Source organism: Rhodanobacter sp. C01 (assembly GCF_002001045.1).
Taxonomy (GTDB): domain Bacteria; phylum Pseudomonadota; class Gammaproteobacteria; order Xanthomonadales; family Rhodanobacteraceae; genus Rhodanobacter.
In genome coordinates this window covers 16,407-35,770 of the sequence record NZ_MUNR01000005.1, presented here as the reverse complement: position 1 = coordinate 35,770, position 19,364 = coordinate 16,407, and the positions used below count along the sequence as shown (strand labels likewise).

The window sequence follows — 19,364 nt, the reverse complement described above, 5'->3', positions numbered from 1 at the left end:
CCATGGAACCTACCGATGCGGCCGATACGTTCGACTTCGCCGCTCTTCGCGCCAGCGAATTCGCGCGTCTCGATACCGCCGGCATCGCCTATCTCGATTACGCGGCGAGCGCGTTGTACGGCGCCTCGCAGGCACGAGCGCAGGGTGACCGGCTGGCGCACGGGATTTTCGGCAATCCCCACTCGGAGCATCTGGCGTCCCGCCATAGCGCCGCCGCGCAGGCGGTCGCCCGTGCCGCAACGCTCGCCTTCTTCGATGCCGATCCGGACGTCCACGATGTCTGCTTCACCGCCAACGCGACGGCAGCCATCAAGCTCGTCGCCGAGAGCTACCGATTTTCGCTGCGGCGCGGACTCATTCTCTCGGCCGACAACCACAATTCCGTCAACGGCATTCGGGAGTTTGCCCGGCGCGCACAGGCGCCCGTGAGCGTGCTGCCGCTGGATACGGAACTTCGGCTCTATCGCGGATCGGCGAGCCTGCGGGCAAGCGTCGAGCGACACGGCGGTGGCCTGTTCGCCTTCCCGCAGCAGTCCAACTTTTCCGGAGTGCTTCACGACCTGTCGCTCATCGAAGAAGCCAAGGCGCTTGGATGCGATGTCCTGGTCGATGCGGCGGCGGCCGGCCCATGCGGCGCGCTCAGTCTGAGGGAGCATTCCGCGGACTTCGTCGTGTGTTCGTTCTACAAGCTATTCGGCTTGCCGACCGGTGTCGGAGCATTGATCGCGAAAAAGTCGGCCCTGACCCGCCTTCGGAGGCCGTGGTTTTCGGGCGGAACCGTGGAGTTCGTGTCCGTTGCGCATGGACGGCATGCCCTCAGGACGGGCCACGAGGGATTCGAGGACGGAACTCCCAACTTTCTCGATCTCGCCGCCATCGAATCCGGATTCGCCTTTCTCGCCCGCATGCCGCGCCCGTGCTTGCGTGCCCATATCCAGTCCCTGACGCAGCATTTCCTGACACTGGCAACGACACTGCGACACCGTAATGGCGCACCGCTGGTGCGTCTGTATGGCCCTCGGGATATGGAGCAGCGAGGCGGTATCGTCGCCTTCAATGTAGTGCAGAACGACGGTTGCGTGCTGCCCTACGAGCATGTCGAACAGCTGGCGCGCGAGCATGGCGTCGCCATTCGGGGTGGTTGCTTCTGCAATCCCGGGGCGGCCGAAAAGGCATTCGGATTCGATGCCTTGGGAGTGGAACGTTGCTTCGACCAACTCGAGGGCCGCTTCAGCATCGAGGCGTTCCGGAGCTGCGCGGGGCGTGCCGCCACCGTGGGTGCGCTGCGCTTGTCCGTCAGCGCCCCCACGACGTACAACGACATCGAGCGTGCCGTGGCATTGATCGCTGCCTGCGGCGAATAGGTTCGGCGCGGCGGTAACCCGTGTCACGGATCGAACCTCAGCGATTCGCAGGCCTGCTGAAGAGATGTCGCTGTTGGCGATCGACACTTTGAATGTCGACGACCCAAGGCTAACCGGCTTCACGACATCGCTCGCCATGCGCAGCGAACACATCATGCACCTCACCTGCATCAATGCGATGATCATTCCATGGAATAACAAAGCTGCACGCGATGCCGACCGACTCGGATCGATCGACGTTGCGAAGCAACGGACTCCATTCGTTCACGACGATCCAGGTCGCCAGTGCTGGCCAACGAATGTCTGCCTTTAGGCATCGCATTGAGCGCAGCGAATATCCCTAACTAGCCGAAAGCGACCTATCGACTGCCGCCCTTGGCCAAGCTGGCCAACGGCTGTGGCCAAGGTGCGCTGACGGGCTCTGACCCAGCTAGCTGGCTAGCATTCGGATCAGTACGTTACGCTGGGACTTCCAAACGTGATTGGGGATGTATAACCACCCACGGACTCGTATTTTGGATAGTCGGGCGGCACAAGACAGGAGATCGCACATGGGCCGTTTTGTGATCGTCGCGTACAAACCCAAACCCGGCATGGATGAGGCGTTGCTGGCCGCGGTCAAGAAACATGTGGCGGTGCTCCGGTCTGAGCAGTTGGTTAGTGATCGCGCACCCTATGCCATGCGTGCTGCAGACGGGACCATCGTCGAGGTATTTGAATGGCGGTCGGCTGACGCAATCCATCAGGCGCACGCCAATGCGGCCGTCCAAGCCCTCTGGGATGAGTTTGGTGCGGCTTGTGATTATGTGCCGCTCGCCAATCTGGCGGAGGCGCAGCAAATGTTTGCCGAGTTTGATTCAGTGGACTTGTCGCCCGGTGCCATCTAATCATTCATTCGAGGCGGATGCCTCCGGCACCGCTTGATACCAGCGCTAGACAGCATTGGAGAGTCCCATGATCTGCCGCATATGGCACGGGGTCACACCACGCTCAAAGGCCGACGCCTATACGAGCTTCCTTGAGCAGCGGGCTGTTCCAGACTACCGCTCGGTTCCTGGCAATCTAAGTGTTGCCGTACTTCGGCGAGACGAGGCTGAGGTCACGCACTTTCTGACCGTGACGCACTGGGAGTCGGTGGAGAGCATTCGTGCTTTCGCTGGCGATGAGCTGCTCAAGGCCAAGTACTACCCTGAAGATCAAGATTACTTGTCGGAGTTTGAGCCGCTGGTTCAGCATTTCGTTGTGGCGGCCATCGAAGATTCCGTCGCGAGGCACCGAGGTGGTGCATGAAGTGGACGATTCTCTGCGCGCTGCCGCTGTTTTGGCTGTCGTGGTCGCCAAGGGTAGCTGCCATCACTGATGCCACGCCGGTGACCCTCGGCCATGAGACCCTCACGCTCAACGGCCCCTGGAAGTTTCACACCGGCGATGATCCGAGCTGGGCGGATCCAGGCTTCGATGATTCAGGCTGGGAGAGCGTGGATCTCACGGCGCCCCCGGGCGCGAACGATGGGGACGTGGGGATCACGCCCTATACCTCGGGTTGGAACGCGAAGGGACATCCCGGTTATCACGGTTATGCCTGGTATCACCTGCGGTTCGCGGTGATACCGCCGGCGGGCGAGCGGTTGGCGCTGCTCGGCCCGTGGGCGGTGGACAGCTCTTACCAGATCTACGCCAACGGCAGGCTGCTTGGGGGCGTCGGGGATTTTTCAGGGGCGACCCCAACCGCCCATGGTTACCACTACCCACGCTACTTCGCGCTGCCGCCGGGCATGGCGAGCAGCGGACCGTTGGTACTGACGGTGCGGGTAGTACCTATCGCGTACGAAAGAAAACTTTTCTCAATCGAGAATAGTTCGTTGTTTCGATCATATGAAGCACCGTTGATAGAAACCTTAAAGCCCGGATCGCGCGCCTGAGACTGATCTCTTTCTTTATCCTCAATGCGGTACGGTGGCTGCAGAAGAAGTACGGAGCGCCATACTCTCTGCAGCGAGGCATCAGACCATGGGTCCCTCAGATCCTTGATCCGCAGCGTGGTTCCGTCTTCTTGGCCTGAACGGTCAAAGCGCTCGATTCGACTGAAGACATCGACGAGATTCAAACCTTCCGTGAAGTCTCGATCCCAGTCAAACTCGACACGCAGCCCAAGCGCTTCGCCTCCCGGGAAGCACCCAAGCCATCCTGCCACCGTCTCGTAAAAAACTCGCGCTGTGCAAGACAAAGTGAACCCACAAGCTGGGGCGACCGGTCAGCTTGAACGACTGAGCATTTTGCCAGTCGCGAACAGAAACACGCTGGGTACTTGAGAGCTTTTCATGAGAGATGTACGGCGGATTGCCGACGACTGCGTCGAATTCCCTTCCGCCGAGCGCGGCAGAACTCAGCGTAAGGAAGTCCGCTTTAGCAAATCGCAGACCCTCACGGGTTCCAGGCAACCGTTCTCGAAGATGGATAAAAGCATCATCTGATATGTCGCAACCGAAAACGTTCTCTTCAGGTTGCTCACACCCCAGCGCAGCCAATGTCTCAAGCGACGCATCGAGGAACCCACACCCCCCAAAGGAAGGCTCGAGAACTTTGTCCGTAGCCGCTCTAATTGCCCAACCGCACAGCACCGTAGTGACATCGTTACGGGTGTAGAACGCACCAATGCTCTTGCGGGCGGCAAGAGTCGTCGCAAGTTGTGGTTCTCGGAAGGTCACAGTGGCACAAGCTTGAAGGTGAAGTGCACCATTATGTAGCCTGCGACGTGCATCTAGTATTGTTTGCCTTCGTAGGAGAACCCCGAACGGCGTTCCCGGCGGGCTGACTGCACCGATCTGGACCTCTGACGAATCACCCGCACTTCGAATACCCGCAATTCAAGCACGTCTGACACCCATCCATCAGCACCAGCGCCTGCGTATTGCACTTCACGCACAGCGTGGCGCCAGGCGGGAAGCCGGAGTCGTTGATCTCGCCCTTGCTGCCGGATGCCGCGGCTACGTCAGAGTTTTTTTTTGCCCCGGCCGCCTCGTAGGCAGCGCGCTTGTCGGCGATCAGCTGGCGCGTGGCGGCGTCCATTTCCGGGTCGTGGATCATGCCGATGTTCTTCATGTGCTGCTCGATCACCGCGCCGATCTCGGCGACGATGCTGGGCATGTACACGCCGCCGGCCTTGAAGTAGCCGCCGCGCGGATCGAACACGGCCTTGAGCTCTTCCACGATGAAGGTGACGTCGCCGCCCTTGCGGAACACGGCGGACAGGATGCGGGTGAGCGCCACGATCCACTGGAAGTGGTCCATGTTCTTCGAGTTGATGAAAACCTCGAACGGACGGCGCTGTTCGTGCGCGGTGCCGGCGTTGAGCACGATGTCGTTGATGGTGACGTACAGCGCGTGCTCGAACAGCGGCGACTTGACCTTGAAGGTGGAGCCGACCAGGGTCTCGGGACGCTCCACGCTTTCGTGCATCTGGATCACTTCGGCCTTCGGCGGCTCTTTCGGCGCGATGGCTGTGACCGTGGGGGCGGCAACCTTGTCTTCGGGTTTGACCACGTTGTAGCCGGTGATCTTCTTTTCGATCTTGATTGCCATGCGGTTCGCTTCTTTTTTTAGTGTTGGTGCCGGAATGGACACGGCCTGGTGCATGGATCATCCGGCCCGGCGCAAGGCCGGGCCGGATGCAGTGGTGCTTACTTCTTTTTTGCGGCAGTCTTTTTCCTGGCGACGACTTTCTTCTTTGCCGCCTTGACTACCTTCTTGCTGGCAGTGGACCTCTTGGCCGTCTTGGCGACGGCCTTCTTGCTTGCACCTTTCCTGGTGCCGGCGGACTTCTTCGCTGCCGCCTTCTTCGGTGCGGCCTTCTTCTTGCTGGCCGACTTTTTGCTGCTGACCTTCTTTGCGACCTTGGCGACCTTCTTCTTGGCCACCTTGGCGACTTTCTTTGCCACCTTCTTCACCGCTTTCTTCGCGGCGGAGGCTTTCTTGGCAACTTTCTTGACGGCCTTCTTCGCGACCTTCTTGGCCGGAGCCTTCTTGGCAGTCTTCTTGGCAGCTTTCTTCGCTACTTTCTTGGCAGCCTTCTTGGCGGTTTTCTTGGCAGCCGCCTTCTTCGGTGCAGCCTTCTTGGCAGCGGCTTTCTTCGGTGCTGCTTTCTTTGCTGCAGCCTTCTTCGGCGCAGCCTTCTTCTTGACCGCCGGCTTTTTCTTCGCCGGCGCAGGCGCAGCAGCCACCGGTGCCACGTCCGGCAGAACCGGCAGGGCGACGGCTGGCGCTTCGGTGACAACCGGTGTGCTGCTCACTTCAATTTCGTTATCGATGGACATGCTGGTGTTCCCCTCCGATGGATTTCTTGAATGTCACACGCCCGAGACGGGCGACGTTTCAAAACTTGCCGAGACCCTGCGGGTGTACGCGTTCCTAGAACTTGCCGTAATACCCTTCCTTCAAGGCATCGAAGAGGTTGGCGGCGGAATGCATTTCGCCGTCGTACTCCACCTGCTCGTTGCCTTTCAGTTCGACAACACTACCGTCCTCCAGCTCGAAGCGGTAGAGGGTATTTTCCAGGTCGGATTCCTTGACCAGCACGCCCTGGAATGCGGCGGGGTTGAAGCGGAACGTGGTGCACCCTTTCAGGCCCTGCTTGTAGGCGTAGAAATAGATGTCCTTGAAGTCTTCGTAGGGGTAATCGGTGGGCACGTTGGCGGTCTTGGAGATCGATGAATCGATCCACAACTGCGAGGCGGCCTGGATATCGACGTGCTGCTTCGGGCTGATGTCGTCGGCGGCCACGAAGTAGTCCGGCAGCTTGTTGGCCGCCTCGTCGGTGAACGCCTTGGCGTCGGCATTGATCAGCGCGCGGTAGGCGAGCAGCTCGTAGCTGAGCACCTCGACCTTCTCCTTCGACTTCTTGCCCTCGCGGATCACGTTGCGCGAATAGCTGTGCGCGAAGCTCGGCTCGATGCCGTTGCTGGCGTTGTTGGCCAGCGACAGCGAGATTGTGCCCGTCGGCGCGATCGAGCTGTGGTGGGTGAAGCGCGCGCCGGTCTCGGCCAGTTCGGCCACCAGGTTCGGCGCCACCGTGGCGATGCGCTGCATGTAGCGGCTGTACTTGGCGTGCAGCACGCGACCGGGGATGCTGTCGCCGACCTTGTAACCGTCGGCAACCATTTCCGGGCGCTTGCGCAGCATGTCGCCGGTGACGGTGAAGTCGCGCAGCAGGATCGGCGCCGCACCCTTCTCCTTGGCCAGATCCAGCGCCATTTCCCAGCCGGCCACGGCCATCTCGCGCGAGACGTCCTCGGTGAAGCTCACCGCGTCGGCGCTGCCGTAACGCATCTTGAGCATGGTCACGGTGGAGCCGAGGCCGAGGAAGCCCATGCCATGGCGGCGCTTGGACATGATCTCGTGGCGCTGCTGTTCCAGCGGCAGGCCGTTGATCTCGACCACGTTGTCGAGCATGCGGGTGAACACCTTCACCACTTCGCGGTACTCGTCCCAGTCGAAACGCGCCTTGGGGCCGAACGGGTCACGCACGAAAGTGGTCAGGTTGATCGAGCCGAGCAGGCACGACCCGTAAGGGGGCAAGGGCTGTTCACCACACGGATTGGTGGCGCGGATGTGCTCGCACCACCAGTTGTTGTTCATCTCGTTGACCTTGTCGATCAGGATGAAACCAGGCTCGGCGTAGTCATACGTCGAGACCATGATCATGTCCCACAGGTGCCGCGCGCGGATGTGGCTGTAGATCTTGCAGGCGACCAGGCCGTCCTCGCGGTCGACGTAGTTCTCGTGGGTCGGCCATTCGCGCCAGACCACCTTCGCGGAATCGGTCAGGTCGACCTCGTCCTTCTCCTTGACGTGTACCGGGAACACCAGCGGCCAGTCCTGGTCGTGCTCGACCGCTTCCATGAAGCCGTCGGTGATCAGCAGCGACAGGTTGAACTGGCGCAGGCGGCCATCCTCGCGCTTGGCGCGGATGAATTCCTTGGCGTCCGGATGGCTGATGTCGAACGTGCCCATCTGCGCGCCGCGGCGGCCGCCAGCGGACGACACCGTGAAACACATCTTGTCGTAGATATCCATGAACGACAGCGGGCCGCTGGTGTACGCACCGGCGCCCGACACGTACGCGCCACGCGGACGCAGCGTGGAGAATTCGTAGCCGATGCCGCAGCCGGCCTTCAGCGTGAGGCCGGCCTCGTGCACTTTCTCCAGGATGTCGTCCATCGAATCGCGGATGGTGCCGGAGACGGTGCAGTTGATCGTGGAGGTGGCCGGCTTGTGCGCCAGCGCGCCGGCGTTGGAGGTGATGCGGCCGGCGGGGATCGCACCGCGGCGCAGCGCCCACAGGAAGCGCTCGTACCAGTGGCCACGCAACTCGTCGCTCGCTTCCACGTCGGACAAGGCACGCGCCACGCGCTGGTAGGTCTCGTCGATGCTGCCATCGACGGGCTCGCCGGACTTCGCCTTGAGGCGGTATTTCTTGTCCCAGATATCCCAGGACGCGGGTTGCAGCGGAATTTCCACGGCGGCATCACGACTCATGCTGGCGTTCTGGACTGGGTTCTGGTTTGAGCCTGGGGCTGAATTTGTGACTGGCGCACGCACTGTGCTCATCGGCTTCCTGACCTCCCGGTGCGGCCTCGCGGCGCCCGTTGCTTATATTTATTTGATCGACGGCGTTGTTACGCCGCATCTGTGACTGTCGACAGGCCACGGAAGATTGCCCTCCGGCCCATGCGCCAGCTACTTTCCGACGACAACGACTCCCCCTCAAGAGTACGCTAGTCAGCACCAGCACTTGTTACAGCGTCAGCACCCAGCCACAAGATGTTGTGGTTGTGATCGGGTAGGAAAGTTAACCCTGCTGCCGTCGGATGTAAAGTGCCAGGCACGGCAAACGCCAACGAAAACTGACGCCGCGCCCGCGGCTGGCCGGATGGAACCGGCAAGCCGCCGCCAGGTCGAATCAGCAGCCTGCATCACCCTGAAACCATCGCCCTGTCCCCAAGGAGGATTCCATGTCGCCCCGCCTTCCCCGCCTTTCGCACTGGCTGACCGGCCTGCTGGCCGCCATCGTCATCGGCCTCGTGCCGGGCACCAGCTCCGCCGCCGCGCTGCCGGCAGCCGTCGATGGCCAGCCAATGCCGTCGCTGGCACCGATGCTGGAACGCGTGACGCCAGCGGTGGTGAACATCTCGACGAAGACGCGGGTGGCGGTCAGCAATCCGTATTTTAGCGACCCGGTACTGCGCCAGCTGTTCGGCCTGCCCGACACGCCGCAGGAGCGCACCGAACAGAGCCTCGGCTCGGGCGTGATCGTGGACGCGGCCAAGGGCTACGTGCTGACCAACAACCATGTGGTCGGCAGCGCCGACGACATCACGGTGACCCTGCAGGACGGACGCAACTTCAAGGCGAAGTTGATCGGCACCGATCCGGCGACCGACGTGGCGGTGGTGCAGATCCCCGCGCAGAACCTGCAGGCGCTGCCACTGGCCGACTCGACCAAACTTCGCGTGGGCGACTATGTGGTCGCGGTGGGCGACCCGTTCGGGCTCGGCCAGACGGTGACCTCCGGCATCGTCTCCGCACTGGGCCGATCGGGGCTGGGTAGCTCGGATTCGGACAGTACCGGCTACCAGAACTTCATCCAGACCGACGCCTCGATCAATCCCGGCAATTCCGGCGGTGCGCTGGTGAACCTGCGCGGCGAGCTGGTCGGCATCAACACGATGATCCTTTCGCCTTCGGGCGGTAACGTCGGCATCGGCTTCGCGATCCCCACCGCCATCACCGGCGAGGTGATGGCGCAACTGGTGGCGCACGGCAAGGTGCAGCGCGGCAGCTTTGGCGTGCAGACGCAGGCGATTACGCCGCGGATTGCCCAGCTGCTCAAACTGAAGGACAGCAACGGCGTGGTGGTAACCAGCGTCAGTGCCGGCTCCGCCGCCGAGCAGGCCGGCCTGCAACCCGGCGACGTGCTGACCACGCTCAATGGCAAACCGCTGCGCAGCGTTCAGGAGCTGCGCAATGCCGAGGGCCTGCTGCCGCTGGGCAGCACGGTACAGCTGGGCGTATTGCGCGACGGCCAGAGCCACCAGCTCGGCGTCAGCCTGAGTCCGCTCAAGCTGGCCAGCGTCGAAGGTGGCCAGCTCGATGCGCGCCTGGCCGGCGTGCGCTTCAGCGACCTCAGCGACGACCAGCGCGCCCAAGGTATGTTTGGCGTGGCGATCAGCGCGGTGCAGCCGGGCAGCCGGGCTGCACGTGCCGGCCTGAGTGCCGGCGACCTGCTGATTGGCATCGGCAACCAGCGCATCACCAGCCTGAACATGCTGCGCGGCCTGGCCAAGGTGCACCTGCGTCAGCTGGCGCTGGTGGTGGCAGACGACAACGGCAGTCATTACGTGTTGATCAACTGAATGGGAAATCGCCGATCCGTGGCAGAGGCGCAAATCGCGCCACGGACCGGCCACTGGCGTGCGCCGGCGCACAACCTGACCGCATATCCCGGCGCAAACACATGAAAGTGCTTGATGTTTTGTATTCAGGCCGATGAAATACCCTGCTGCATTCACGTATGAAAGCCCACAAGGCGACATACTCGCGTCTTCACCGTACTCAAATCACGCCGGGGTTCCCCAACACCATGTCTGTTCGTCTTACCCGCCTGCTGTCCGTCGCCCTGATCGGGGCCTGCTTCATCACGGCACCCGCGTTCGCCGCCAAGACCCACCCGCGCACGCACGCCAAGTCCACTCCAGCGAAAGGCCCCACCCTGATCTGGCGCGGCGATGTGGCCACGGCCACCGGTGTCGTCGACGAAGTGGCGCTCGCCTGGCAGAAGAGCGGCAAGGGCAATCTCGAGCTGCAGCCATTCAACACGGCCTCGGGCATCGATGCGGTATCCATCGGCACCGCCGATCTGGCCGGTAGCCTGCGCGCCAGCGACGGCAGCGCGGAAAACACCAACCTCGCGTTCACTCCGGTGGCCTGGGATGCGCTGGTGATCATCACCAATGCCTCCAATCCGGTGCGCAGCCTCACGCTGAAGCAGGTGCACGACATCTACTACGGCAAGATCACCAACTGGAGCGAGGTCGGTGGCAACAACACGCCGATCGATGTCTACGCGGTGGCCAGCCCTGGCGACGGCGTGGAATACAGCCTGCGCAACCTGCTGTTCGGACGCGGCAACCAGCCGGTCGCCGCACCACGTCTGTACGTCAATACGCACAAGCTCGAGGAAGGTATCGAGCTCAACCCGAACGGTCTGGGTGCAGCCACACTGGCCGACATCAGCGGCAATCCCAAGCTCAAGGCCGTGGCGATCAACGGCATCGCACCGAACGCCACCAGCATCGGCAATGGCACCTATCTGCTGTACACCCCGGTCTACCTGGTGACCAATCCGCGCAGCCCGAAGGCCGTCCAGGTCCAGGCCTTCATCGACTTCCTGCAAACCGATGCCGCCAAGGCCGCGATGCGCGTGCACGCGGTGCTGCCGTATCAGGACGGTATCGCCCTGGCCTCGATGGAGGACGCGCGCAGCAACCAGATCTTTGCCGAGCTGGGTGTGCGGCCAGGTCACATCGTCACCACGCCAAGCACGATGGCTGCGGCGCCGGCTCCCGCCACGAGCAGCCACGCCGTCGCGAGTGCCGCCAAGGTCAGTGAACCGGACACCGCCAGCAAGGTGGCCAGCAACGAGAGCAAGGCCGGCGCCACGTATACCGTGGTCAAGGGCGATACCTTGTCGTTGATTGCGAAGAACAATACCGTCACCGTGGCCCAATTGCGCGAGTGGAACCACCTCAAGGGCGACCAGATCAAGCTCGGCCAGGTACTCCGCGTCAGCGACCACTGAGCAAGCGGTGTCGTGCAGATACTCGCGCTGACGCTGGATCTGGACGACACCCTGTGGCCGGTGCTGCCGGCCCTGGAACGCGCCGACCTGGCGGTCGACGCGTGGCTGCAGCAGCACTATCCCGATGTCGCACGCGCATGGCCGGTTGCGGCCATGCGCGAATTGCGCGCCCGGGTCGCCGCCGAACGGCTCGACTTGGCGCATGACTTCACCACCCAGCGCCAGCTCACCCTTGAGCACGTATTCACCAGCTGCGGCATCGTCGCGGCGCCAGTGGATGCGTTGTGGGAAATCTACTTCGCCGCACGCAACAGCGTGGAGCTGTATCCGGACAGCCTGCCCGCACTCGAACGCATCACCGCGCGCTGGCCGCTGGCGAGCCTGACCAACGGCAACGCCGACCTGCAGCGCATCGGCATCCATACTCATTTCGCCCACCACATCTGCGCGCGAGACAGTGGCGTGGCCAAGCCCGATCCGCGCATCTTTCTGGCTGCCGCCGAACAGCTCGGCGTGCTGCCTGCGCAGATACTGCACGTGGGCGACGACCCGGTGATGGATGTGGCCGGTGCACGCGATGCAGGCCTGCGCACGGCGTGGATCAACCGCAATGGCGAATCCTGGCCGAACGAACTGGGCGCACCGCCTGAGCTGGACCTGCCCGATCTGGCCACGCTCGCCGACTGGCTCGAAGCACAGCAGCCACCATAGGCAGCGCACGGCAAAACGCGCGATCATTGCCGATCGACTGTCACGCAGTCGCATGACATACCGCACCTGCACGCCTGAAGGATTCCGCATGTCCGCCCTGATCGAACGCCAGCCCGGCAACCGCCACAGCATCGCCATCGAGACCACCGACGCGGCGCACTACGCGGCCACGCGTCGGCGACTTACCGCCGCGCAACGTCGCTGGCTGAGCGACAGCGGCTTCGAGGCTGCCCCGGGCACCTTTGCGTTGCTGTCCGATGCCGGCGGCAAGCTGGTACGCGTGCTGGCCGGCGTCGATGCGCACGATGCGCTTGGCGCGCTGGCTGCGCTGCCATGCAGCCTGCCCGATGCGAGCTACCATCTCGCCGCCGAAGGCGTGCTGGCCGATACCGCCCAGGCCGCACTCGGCTGGGCGCTGGGCGCCTATCAGTTCATCCGTTATCGCCAGCCGAAGCGCGCACCGGCGCGGCTTGCCGTGTCCGCCGCCGAGCTGCAGCAGCTGGCTCCCCTGGTGCAGGCCACCGGCCAGGTACGCGACCTGGTCAACACACCGACCGAGGACATGGGGCCGCAGCAGCTTGCCCATGCGATCAAGCAGCTGGGCAAGACACACAAGGCCAAGGTGCGCGAATGGGTTGGCGACGAATTGCTAAAGGCCAACTTTCCGACCATTCATGCCGTCGGCCGTGCCAGCCATCGCGCACCGCGCCTGGTCGAACTGAACTGGGGCAAGGCCAGCCATCCGAAACTGGTGGTGATCGGCAAGGGCGTGTGCTTCGACACCGGCGGCCTCGACCTGAAATCCTCCGACGGCATGCGCTGGATGAAGAAGGACATGGGCGGCGCCGCGCACGCCATCGCGCTGGCCGGATTGATCATGCAGGCGAAGCTGCCGGTGCGCCTGACCCTGCTGGTTCCGGCGGTGGAGAATGCGGTGGCCGGCAACGCGATGCGTCCGGGCGAAGTGATCACCACCCGCGCCGGCCACACCGTCGAGATCGACAACACCGACGCCGAAGGGCGGCTGGTGCTGTGCGATGCGCTGGCCTACGGCGCCGAGCAGCAGCCGGAACTGATTGTCGATTTCGCCACGCTCACCGGCGCCGCGCGCGTGGCGCTGGGGCCGGACCTGCCGGCGCTGTTCACCAACGACGAGACTGTCGCCGCGACCGCACTGGCCGCCGGTCATGCAGTCAACGATCCGCTGTGGCGGTTGCCGCTGTGGCGTCCGTACCGCCGGATGCTTGATTCCTACCTGGCCGACTTCGCCAATGCCGGCCCCTCGCGGCATGCCGGTGCGATCACCGCGGCGCTGTACCTGGAACGCTTCGTGCCGGACGGCACGCCGTGGCTGCATCTGGACACCTATGCCTGGAACGACAGCGATCGTCCGGGCCGGCCACGCGGTGGCGAGGCGATGGGCCTGCGCGCGCTGTTCGCCTTCCTGCAGCAGCGCTATCGCGGCTGAGCGTCGCCGGACAGCGTCAGACGCAGGCGCTGCAAGCGCTGTCGCAACGTGCGCAGTCCGCGCACGATCCGCGGCAGCATCCAGCACATCAGCAGCACGAACAGTCCGAGCAGGACCAGCAACACCAGCGGGTGCCGCCACATCAGGTACATCGCACCGAGCCAGCCAACGTCCTCGCCCGCGCTGGCGCCCCAGTTGCTGAAAGGTTCAGGCGACGTGTTGATCAAGGCCCGCGTGCCGGCCTTGGTCAGATGCGTGCCGGCGACCAGGGCACCACCAAGCAAGGCCGCCGCCAGCTGCGTGCCGGCACCGGAATCCTTGAACACCCCCCATGCGAGCAGGGTGCCGAGCGGGATGCGGATGAAGGTGTGGATCGCATCCCAGGCGCTGTCGAAGGCCGGCACCTTGTCGGCCAGGAATTCGCACAGCATCAGCACGCCGGACACGGCCAGCACCCAGGTATCGGTCAGCGGCAGCAGGCCGTCCGGCAGGTGCACGTAGCCGAACCGGCCCAGCATGCCGGCCACGAAGATCGTGGCATAGAGTCGGATGCCACTGGCCCAGGCCAGCCCACCGGCGAGTGCGACGTTCGGCAACATGTCCATGCGGATCCTCCGTGCGGGGCCGGCTGCAAACCGTGTTTACGCGCGATCCCGTGGTCTGTCCAGCCTTGCCGCCAGCCGTCGAGGTGCGGGTACGGTGCCATGGTGCAACCTGCAAGAAAATATCGCGCAAGCGCGACGGCTATCGAAAAACACTGCCGTGACGCTGTTTTTTTCAACGGTCCCGTGTGATGCTGCTAGCCGATCCGTGCTTTCCTTCGACTGTATCAACCATCGTCCAGCACCATGCAGCCAACATGCCATGGGAGGAATGACGGATCACCGCGTTTGCAATTGCAGTAGCTCACAGCACCGGATCATGGTGGCAGGGGTACCCTTGGGAGAGGGTCGCATTGAAGCGCTCGTTTGGATGTATCTGCCGGAGAAGCGCCGCCACCATGAATATTCCGCCATCATCAATCAGAGATCGGGGAGAATTTCATGCATCGTGTACTGCCTCACAACCGGCTAGCGCTGGCACTTTCCAGCGCACTCTTCGCCACCATGTCATTCGGGGCGACCGCGGCATTTGCACAAGGTCAGCCCGCAGATAGCCAGCCAGGCACCAACGCGACTCCCTCCGCTTCCGGCGAGGCACCACAGTCGACATCTTCCGCCACCGACCAGACCACGGCTCCGGCGACGACGGACAAGGCAAAGACCCTGAAAGCAGTGGTCGTCACCGGTTCGCTGATCCGCCGCGTCGACGCCGAGACGTCCAGCCCGGTGGTGACGGTGGACCGCACCGCGATCAGCAACAACGGCAGCCCGGTCCTCGGCAACGTGCTGCAGGCGCTACCCAGCATCTCGGGCGCCGCGACCAACCCTCAGAACAACAGTAACGGCGGCGGCGTCGCCAGCCCCTTGCTGGAAGGTGGCGACGGTGCATCGCGCATCTCGTTGCGTGGCCTGGGCGTCGACCGCACGCTGGTGCTGATCGACGGCCAGCGCATGGCGAATGCCGATGTGAACATGATCCCGCAGAACATGATCGATCGGGTCGACGTGCTGGCCGAAGGCGCCTCGACGGTTTACGGCTCCGACGCCATCGGCGGCGTGGTCAACTTCATCCTGCGCAAGGACTACCAGGGTGCCGAAGCCAGCATCAACGACGGCATTTCCGGCCATGGCGACGGCCAGCGGCACGGCATCAGCCTGACCGCTGGCGCGAGCGGCGACAACTTCAACATCGTCGGCGGCCTCAACTACAACAAGTACGACGCCGTGCTGGCCACTCAGCGCAAATACTCCGCACACCAGCTTTATCTGTCGAGCGGCGTGGCGTCGCCGGCCGGCTCCAGCACCATCCCGACCGGCAAGATCCAGACGCCCGCGTCGATCGCCGCCAACGCGGCAGGCACCTGCCCGACGCAGTACATCACCCTGGCAGGGGGCAACGGTTCGAGCGTGAGCGACTACCGCTGCGACCGCGGCGCCCCGGATGCCTACAACTACAACGCCTACAACTACATCCAGACCCAGCAGCAACGCACCGATGCCTTTGTGCTCGGCAGCTACAAGCTGGCCGACAACCTGACCTTCTTCACCGATGCGTTCTTCAACCACACCCAGTCGAGCGGCCAGGATGCACCGGCGCCGACCAGCGTCGGCGATGGCTGGTACGTCCTTGCCAGCAATCCGATCAATCCGTTCGGCGTCACGTTCAGCGCGAATCCGATCCCCGGCGTCGCGAACAGTGGCTATCAGTTCAACACCCGGCTGACCGGCCTCGGTACCCGCCTGCACACCTTCGATACCAAGAACGTGCAGGTGAACTCCGGCCTGCGCGGCGCATTCGGCCAGAGCAGCTGGGCCTGGGACGCCTCGTTCGACTATGGCTACTCCAACCGCGTGCAGCGCGATTACAACGAAGTCAACATCGCCGACTTCCAGAACGCGATCAACAGCGGCGTGAACATCTTCAACCAGGCCGATCCAACCGTGTCGGCCGCGTTGCGGAATGGCGTGGACACGCCGGAATACGTGTATACCAACACCACCAAGCAGGTCCAGTTCAACGCCAATGGCGAATTGTGGGATCTGCCGGCAGGTGCCATCCAGCTGGCCGCCGGCGCCCTGTATCGCCAGCAATCGATGAACTACACGGTCACTCCCGACGCCGTCCTCAACCTCACCACCGGCACCTGCGAGGTACTGCAGGAGGCCTGCGGCTCGCCCGGCCGGGGCAGCGACAACGTCAAGGAACTCTATGCCGAATCGCTGATCCCGCTGCTCTCGCAGCAGCCATGGGCATATTCGTTGAACGTCGACGTGGGTATCCGCGCTTCCGACTACAGCACCTCCGGCACCACCACCAACAAGAAGATCGCGGTCGAATGGAAGCCGATCGCCGACCTGCTGGTCCGCGGCACGATATCCCAGGTGTTCCGCGCGCCCAACCTGGATGAACTCCACGATGGCGTGACCCTGGTCCAGCCGACCCTGACCGATCCCTGCGCCCATCTCTCGGCCGCCGAGCTCGCGCAGCATACCGCCGCCTGCCAGTACGTTCCGGTCAACTGGGCGGGTAATTCGCCGGCGCAGGTCAACACCTACTACTCGGGTGCCAGCACGGTCGGCAACACGCTCAAACCGGAACAGGGCAAATCGATCGACCTCGGCATGGTCTATGACCCCAGCTGGGCAGAAGGTGTGTCCACCAGCGTCGACTTCTGGCACATCTACCTGAGCGATCTGCTGACGCCGATCGCCGCATCGACCGTGGTCAATGCCTGCTTCGCCAACAACAGCAGCCCGTACTGTTCGTTGATCAGTCGCTACGATACCTCCACCCTGCAACCGGGACAGGTGAAGGTCATCAACACGCCGGTGGTCAACCTGGGCAACCTGAGCACCAGCGGCGTCGACTTCACGCTGAACTACAAGCTCCCGCACTTCGACCTGGGCAGCGTCGACCCCGGCAACTTCAAGGCGGGTTTCTCCACCACCTATACCTCCACCTACAAGAACGATTCCGCCCCGGGCCAGCCTGGCGCAAAAACGATCGATTACGCCGGCACCTATACCCAACAGTTCGGCAACCTCGCACGCTGGCGCGGCACCCTCACACTGAACTGGGAGAGGGGCAACTGGAGTGCGCAGTGGCAATCGCGCTACATCAACCATCTGACCAACCTCAACGCTGACGTCGTCACCGGGGCAAATGCGCCGATGGGTTCGGTGATCTATCACTCGATCCAGCTCGGTTATGCGATCCCGTCGTGGCATACCCGGCTCGACTTCGGCGTGGACAACTTGACCAACAAGGCTCCACCGCTGGTCTACCAGAACGGCCTGAACTACAACGTGGACACTGCCACCTACGACACGATGGGACGCTATTACTGGCTGCGTGCCACGTTCAAGCTCTGACACCTGACCACACTGCAAAGCGTCACGCTGCAAGAGGGCCGCGAGATAGTCTCGCGGCCCTCTTGCATAATGGAACCGAGCAGACGATCGATCGAGAAGCATGCCTACCCCACCCAGCGATCTCGCCAACGCCATGGCCGCCGCCTACCACGCCGGCGAGATGGAGCACGTGGTCGCGCTCGCGGCGCAGGCGCAAGAAGACGACGACGCGGATGAAAGCATCCTGTTCTGGCTTGGCCTGGCGCAGCAGGCGTCCCACCGCCATGAACAGGCGGTGGCAGCGTTCCGTCGACTGACTCAGATACGGCCGGATGTCTCCGCGTACTGGAACAATCTTGCGCTTGCCTGTCGGCAGTCGGGCGACACTCTGGCCTCTGAACAAGCCTTCATGACCGCACGGTCGCTGGCGCCGGATGATGCCGAGGTGCTCTACAACCTGGGACTGCTCTACATCCAGCAGCGACGCTGGCTGCCGGCCCGGGAGACCCTGATGGATGCCGTGGAGCTCTTGCCGCACTTCATCGAGGCGCGGTTGCAGGCCGCGCATGCCTGTCATGTCTGCGGCGACAACAGCAGCCAGGAGGCGATGCTGGCCGGCGCCGTCGACTGGCCACCGCAACCCGCCGAGCAGGCCCTGCTCCTGGCCGCGATGCTGGCCGTCCAGGGCGACCTGGATGCCGCACTGCACACGCTGGCACGCGCGGAACTCCCTGCCGGCCCTGCGGCCGACATCATGCGGCTGCGTCTTGCCACGCAACGGACCGCCTTGCACGAAAGAAGCAATCGGCTCGAACTTGCGCAGGAGGAGTTGCGCAAGCTGCCACTGAGTACGCTCGACCTGCTGCCGCCCGAGGCACAGTACGCACGCGCAGAAGGCTGGAGCATTCATGCCGCACTGGCCATGCGCGCGGCTGACCATGCCGGCGCCGGCGCGCTGTACCAGCGCGTACTCGCGCTCGCCATTGACGACCAGAGCCGGGCCGGCGCCGCCTTTGGCCTCGCCGCAGCGTGTGACAAGCAAGGCCAACCCGACGAGGCATGGCAGGCTCTGCAAGTCGCGCATGCGGCACAACTGGATATCGCGCGGGATGTGCTGCCGGAACTGCTGGCACCAGACAGCCAGCCGCTGCAAATGGCCAGCCGCGTCGTCAGTCGGGCTGACTACGAATCCTGGCATCCGCTGCCCTCGCCTTCCGCACGTCAAAGCCCGCTATTCGTGGTCGGCTTTCCGCGTTCCGGTACCACCTTGCTGGAACAGATGCTCGATGCCCATCCGGATTTCCGCTCGATGGACGAGCGTGCCTTTGTACATGAGCTGATCGAGGGCATGGAACTGGTCGGCCAGCGCTATCCCGAGGATCTGGCCAGCCTGACCCCGATGGAAGCCGATCAGTTGCGCGCCGTCTATTTCCGCCGGGTCGATCACGTACTCCCGGATCGGGGACAACGCAGGCTGGTGGACAAGAATCCGCTCAACATGCTGTGCCTGCCGATGATCAGGCGGCTGTTCCCCGAGGCGCGCATCATCCTGTGCCTGCGTCACCCTTGCGACGTGCTGCTGAGCTGCTACATGCAGCCGTTTCGTTCACCGGCCTTCATGGTGCTGTGTTCGTCGCTGCAACGTCTGGCGCAGGGTTACGTGCAGGCCTTCGAGCAGTGGCAGCGGCAGGTCGATGCACTCGCGCCGCACGTACTGGAATGGCGCTATGAGTCCGTCGTCAGCCATTTCGACGATCACGTCGCGCAGCTGGGACAGTTCCTCGACATCGCCGATGCCTCGCCGATGGCGCGCTTCTCCGAGCATGCGCGCAACAAGGGCTTCATCAGCACGCCCAGCTATGCCCAGGTCACGCAGGGCATTCATCCGCGCGCGGTCAACCGCTGGCATGCCTATCGGCATCGCTTCGAACCCGTGCTGCCGATCCTGCGCCCCTTGATCGAACGTCTCGGCTACACGGCATAAGGGTGCCGAATAAAAAAAGCAGCGCGAA

General features: G+C 63.3%; 16 protein-coding genes. 12 read left to right on the top strand and 4 right to left on the bottom strand.

The genetic code is table 11. From position 1 onward, the window contains the following. Positions 1-2: 2 nt before the first annotated feature. From B0E50_RS01535 to B0E50_RS01515, 5 genes are all read left to right on the top strand, one after another. Positions 3-1,364: an aminotransferase class V-fold PLP-dependent enzyme gene (locus tag B0E50_RS01535; RefSeq protein ID WP_168170770.1), complete on the top strand. Its 1,362-nt coding sequence runs from the start codon at positions 3-5 to the stop codon at positions 1,362-1,364. Between the two features lie 64 nt (positions 1,365-1,428). After that, positions 1,429-1,677 carry a hypothetical protein gene (locus tag B0E50_RS01530; RefSeq protein ID WP_077439328.1) on the top strand — a complete coding sequence of 83 codons (249 nt, stop codon included), beginning with the start codon at positions 1,429-1,431 and terminating at the stop codon, positions 1,675-1,677. Positions 1,678-1,915: 238 nt separating this feature from the next. Next, entirely contained in the window at positions 1,916-2,251 is a 336-nt protein-coding gene (locus tag B0E50_RS01525; RefSeq protein ID WP_077439327.1) for a hypothetical protein, read from the top strand. Positions 2,252-2,318: 67 nt separating this feature from the next. Continuing rightward, positions 2,319-2,654: an antibiotic biosynthesis monooxygenase gene (locus B0E50_RS01520; RefSeq protein ID WP_077439529.1), complete on the top strand. Its 336-nt coding sequence runs from the start codon at positions 2,319-2,321 to the stop codon at positions 2,652-2,654. After that, entirely contained in the window at positions 2,651-3,286 is a 636-nt protein-coding gene (locus B0E50_RS01515) for a hypothetical protein (RefSeq protein WP_077439326.1), read from the top strand. Before B0E50_RS01520 ends, B0E50_RS01515 begins: the two co-directional genes overlap by 4 nt. A 919-nt stretch (positions 3,287-4,205) precedes the next feature. Here B0E50_RS01515 and B0E50_RS01505 read toward each other — a convergent pair. The 3 genes from B0E50_RS01505 to B0E50_RS01495 all read right to left on the bottom strand — a co-directional run bounded on the left by B0E50_RS01505 (position 4,206) and on the right by B0E50_RS01495 (position 7,898). After that, on the bottom strand, positions 4,206-4,946 hold the full coding sequence (locus B0E50_RS01505; RefSeq protein ID WP_077439324.1) for an NrdJb: 741 nt from the start codon (positions 4,944-4,946) through the stop codon (positions 4,206-4,208). A gap of 98 nt (positions 4,947-5,044) precedes the next feature. Next, entirely contained in the window at positions 5,045-5,677 is a 633-nt protein-coding gene (locus B0E50_RS01500; RefSeq protein WP_077439323.1) for a hypothetical protein, read from the bottom strand. Between the two features lie 94 nt (positions 5,678-5,771). Next, positions 5,772-7,898, bottom strand: coding sequence for an adenosylcobalamin-dependent ribonucleoside-diphosphate reductase (locus tag B0E50_RS01495; RefSeq protein WP_077439322.1), 2,127 nt, complete (start codon positions 7,896-7,898; stop codon positions 5,772-5,774). Between B0E50_RS01495 and B0E50_RS18110 the strand changes: the two genes are divergently transcribed. From B0E50_RS18110 to B0E50_RS01475, 5 genes are all read left to right on the top strand, one after another. After that, positions 7,897-8,055, top strand: coding sequence for a hypothetical protein (locus tag B0E50_RS18110; RefSeq protein WP_168170768.1), 159 nt, complete (start codon positions 7,897-7,899; stop codon positions 8,053-8,055). The two genes, B0E50_RS01495 and B0E50_RS18110, sit on opposite strands and share 2 nt — an antisense overlap. A gap of 319 nt (positions 8,056-8,374) precedes the next feature. After that, positions 8,375-9,775, top strand: coding sequence for a Do family serine endopeptidase (locus B0E50_RS01490; RefSeq protein WP_077439321.1), 1,401 nt, complete (start codon positions 8,375-8,377; stop codon positions 9,773-9,775). 227 nt (positions 9,776-10,002) lie between these two features. Continuing rightward, positions 10,003-11,220, top strand: coding sequence for a substrate-binding domain-containing protein (locus B0E50_RS01485; RefSeq protein WP_077439320.1), 1,218 nt, complete (start codon positions 10,003-10,005; stop codon positions 11,218-11,220). Between the two features lie 12 nt (positions 11,221-11,232). After that, entirely contained in the window at positions 11,233-11,931 is a 699-nt protein-coding gene (locus B0E50_RS01480) for an HAD family hydrolase (protein WP_077439319.1), read from the top strand. Positions 11,932-12,019: 88 nt separating this feature from the next. Next, positions 12,020-13,399, top strand: a complete 1,380-nt coding sequence (locus tag B0E50_RS01475; RefSeq protein ID WP_077439318.1) for a leucyl aminopeptidase family protein — start codon at positions 12,020-12,022, stop codon at positions 13,397-13,399. Here the strand turns inward: B0E50_RS01475 and B0E50_RS01470 are convergent. Continuing rightward, a complete protein-coding gene (locus B0E50_RS01470) occupies positions 13,387-14,004 on the bottom strand; it encodes a DUF4126 domain-containing protein (RefSeq protein ID WP_077439317.1) in 618 nt (205 codons plus the stop codon). The two genes, B0E50_RS01475 and B0E50_RS01470, sit on opposite strands and share 13 nt — an antisense overlap. Before the next feature lie 438 nt (positions 14,005-14,442). Between B0E50_RS01470 and B0E50_RS01465 the strand changes: the two genes are divergently transcribed. Next, positions 14,443-17,373, top strand: coding sequence for a TonB-dependent receptor (locus tag B0E50_RS01465; protein WP_254427137.1), 2,931 nt, complete (start codon positions 14,443-14,445; stop codon positions 17,371-17,373). A gap of 100 nt (positions 17,374-17,473) precedes the next feature. Further along, positions 17,474-19,336 (top strand): sulfotransferase family protein, encoded by a 1,863-nt coding sequence (locus tag B0E50_RS01460; RefSeq protein ID WP_077439316.1) that lies wholly within the window; start codon positions 17,474-17,476, stop codon positions 19,334-19,336. Positions 19,337-19,364 lie beyond the last annotated feature (28 nt).

What these genes read in the sequence shown, in the direction of transcription:
- B0E50_RS01475 (WP_077439318.1), top strand. Translation starts at nt 12,020, where the DNA reads ATGTCCGCCCTGATCGAACGCCAGCCCGGCAACCGCCACAGCATCGCC.
- B0E50_RS18110 (WP_168170768.1), top strand. Translation starts at nt 7,897, where the DNA reads ATGCTGGCGTTCTGGACTGGGTTCTGGTTTGAGCCTGGGGCTGAATTT.
- B0E50_RS01535 (WP_168170770.1), top strand. Translation starts at nt 3, where the DNA reads ATGGAACCTACCGATGCGGCCGATACGTTCGACTTCGCCGCTCTTCGC.
- B0E50_RS01490 (WP_077439321.1), top strand. Translation starts at nt 8,375, where the DNA reads ATGTCGCCCCGCCTTCCCCGCCTTTCGCACTGGCTGACCGGCCTGCTG.
- B0E50_RS01465 (WP_254427137.1), top strand. Translation starts at nt 14,443, where the DNA reads ATGCATCGTGTACTGCCTCACAACCGGCTAGCGCTGGCACTTTCCAGC.
- B0E50_RS01460 (WP_077439316.1), top strand. Translation starts at nt 17,474, where the DNA reads ATGCCTACCCCACCCAGCGATCTCGCCAACGCCATGGCCGCCGCCTAC.
- B0E50_RS01515 (WP_077439326.1), top strand. Translation starts at nt 2,651, where the DNA reads ATGAAGTGGACGATTCTCTGCGCGCTGCCGCTGTTTTGGCTGTCGTGG.
- B0E50_RS01505 (WP_077439324.1), bottom strand. Translation starts at nt 4,946, where the DNA reads ATGGCAATCAAGATCGAAAAGAAGATCACCGGCTACAACGTGGTCAAA.
- B0E50_RS01525 (WP_077439327.1), top strand. Translation starts at nt 1,916, where the DNA reads ATGGGCCGTTTTGTGATCGTCGCGTACAAACCCAAACCCGGCATGGAT.
- B0E50_RS01485 (WP_077439320.1), top strand. Translation starts at nt 10,003, where the DNA reads ATGTCTGTTCGTCTTACCCGCCTGCTGTCCGTCGCCCTGATCGGGGCC.
- B0E50_RS01470 (WP_077439317.1), bottom strand. Translation starts at nt 14,004, where the DNA reads ATGGACATGTTGCCGAACGTCGCACTCGCCGGTGGGCTGGCCTGGGCC.
- B0E50_RS01500 (WP_077439323.1), bottom strand. Translation starts at nt 5,677, where the DNA reads ATGTCCATCGATAACGAAATTGAAGTGAGCAGCACACCGGTTGTCACC.
- B0E50_RS01530 (WP_077439328.1), top strand. Translation starts at nt 1,429, where the DNA reads ATGTCGCTGTTGGCGATCGACACTTTGAATGTCGACGACCCAAGGCTA.
- B0E50_RS01495 (WP_077439322.1), bottom strand. Translation starts at nt 7,898, where the DNA reads ATGAGTCGTGATGCCGCCGTGGAAATTCCGCTGCAACCCGCGTCCTGG.
- B0E50_RS01520 (WP_077439529.1), top strand. Translation starts at nt 2,319, where the DNA reads ATGATCTGCCGCATATGGCACGGGGTCACACCACGCTCAAAGGCCGAC.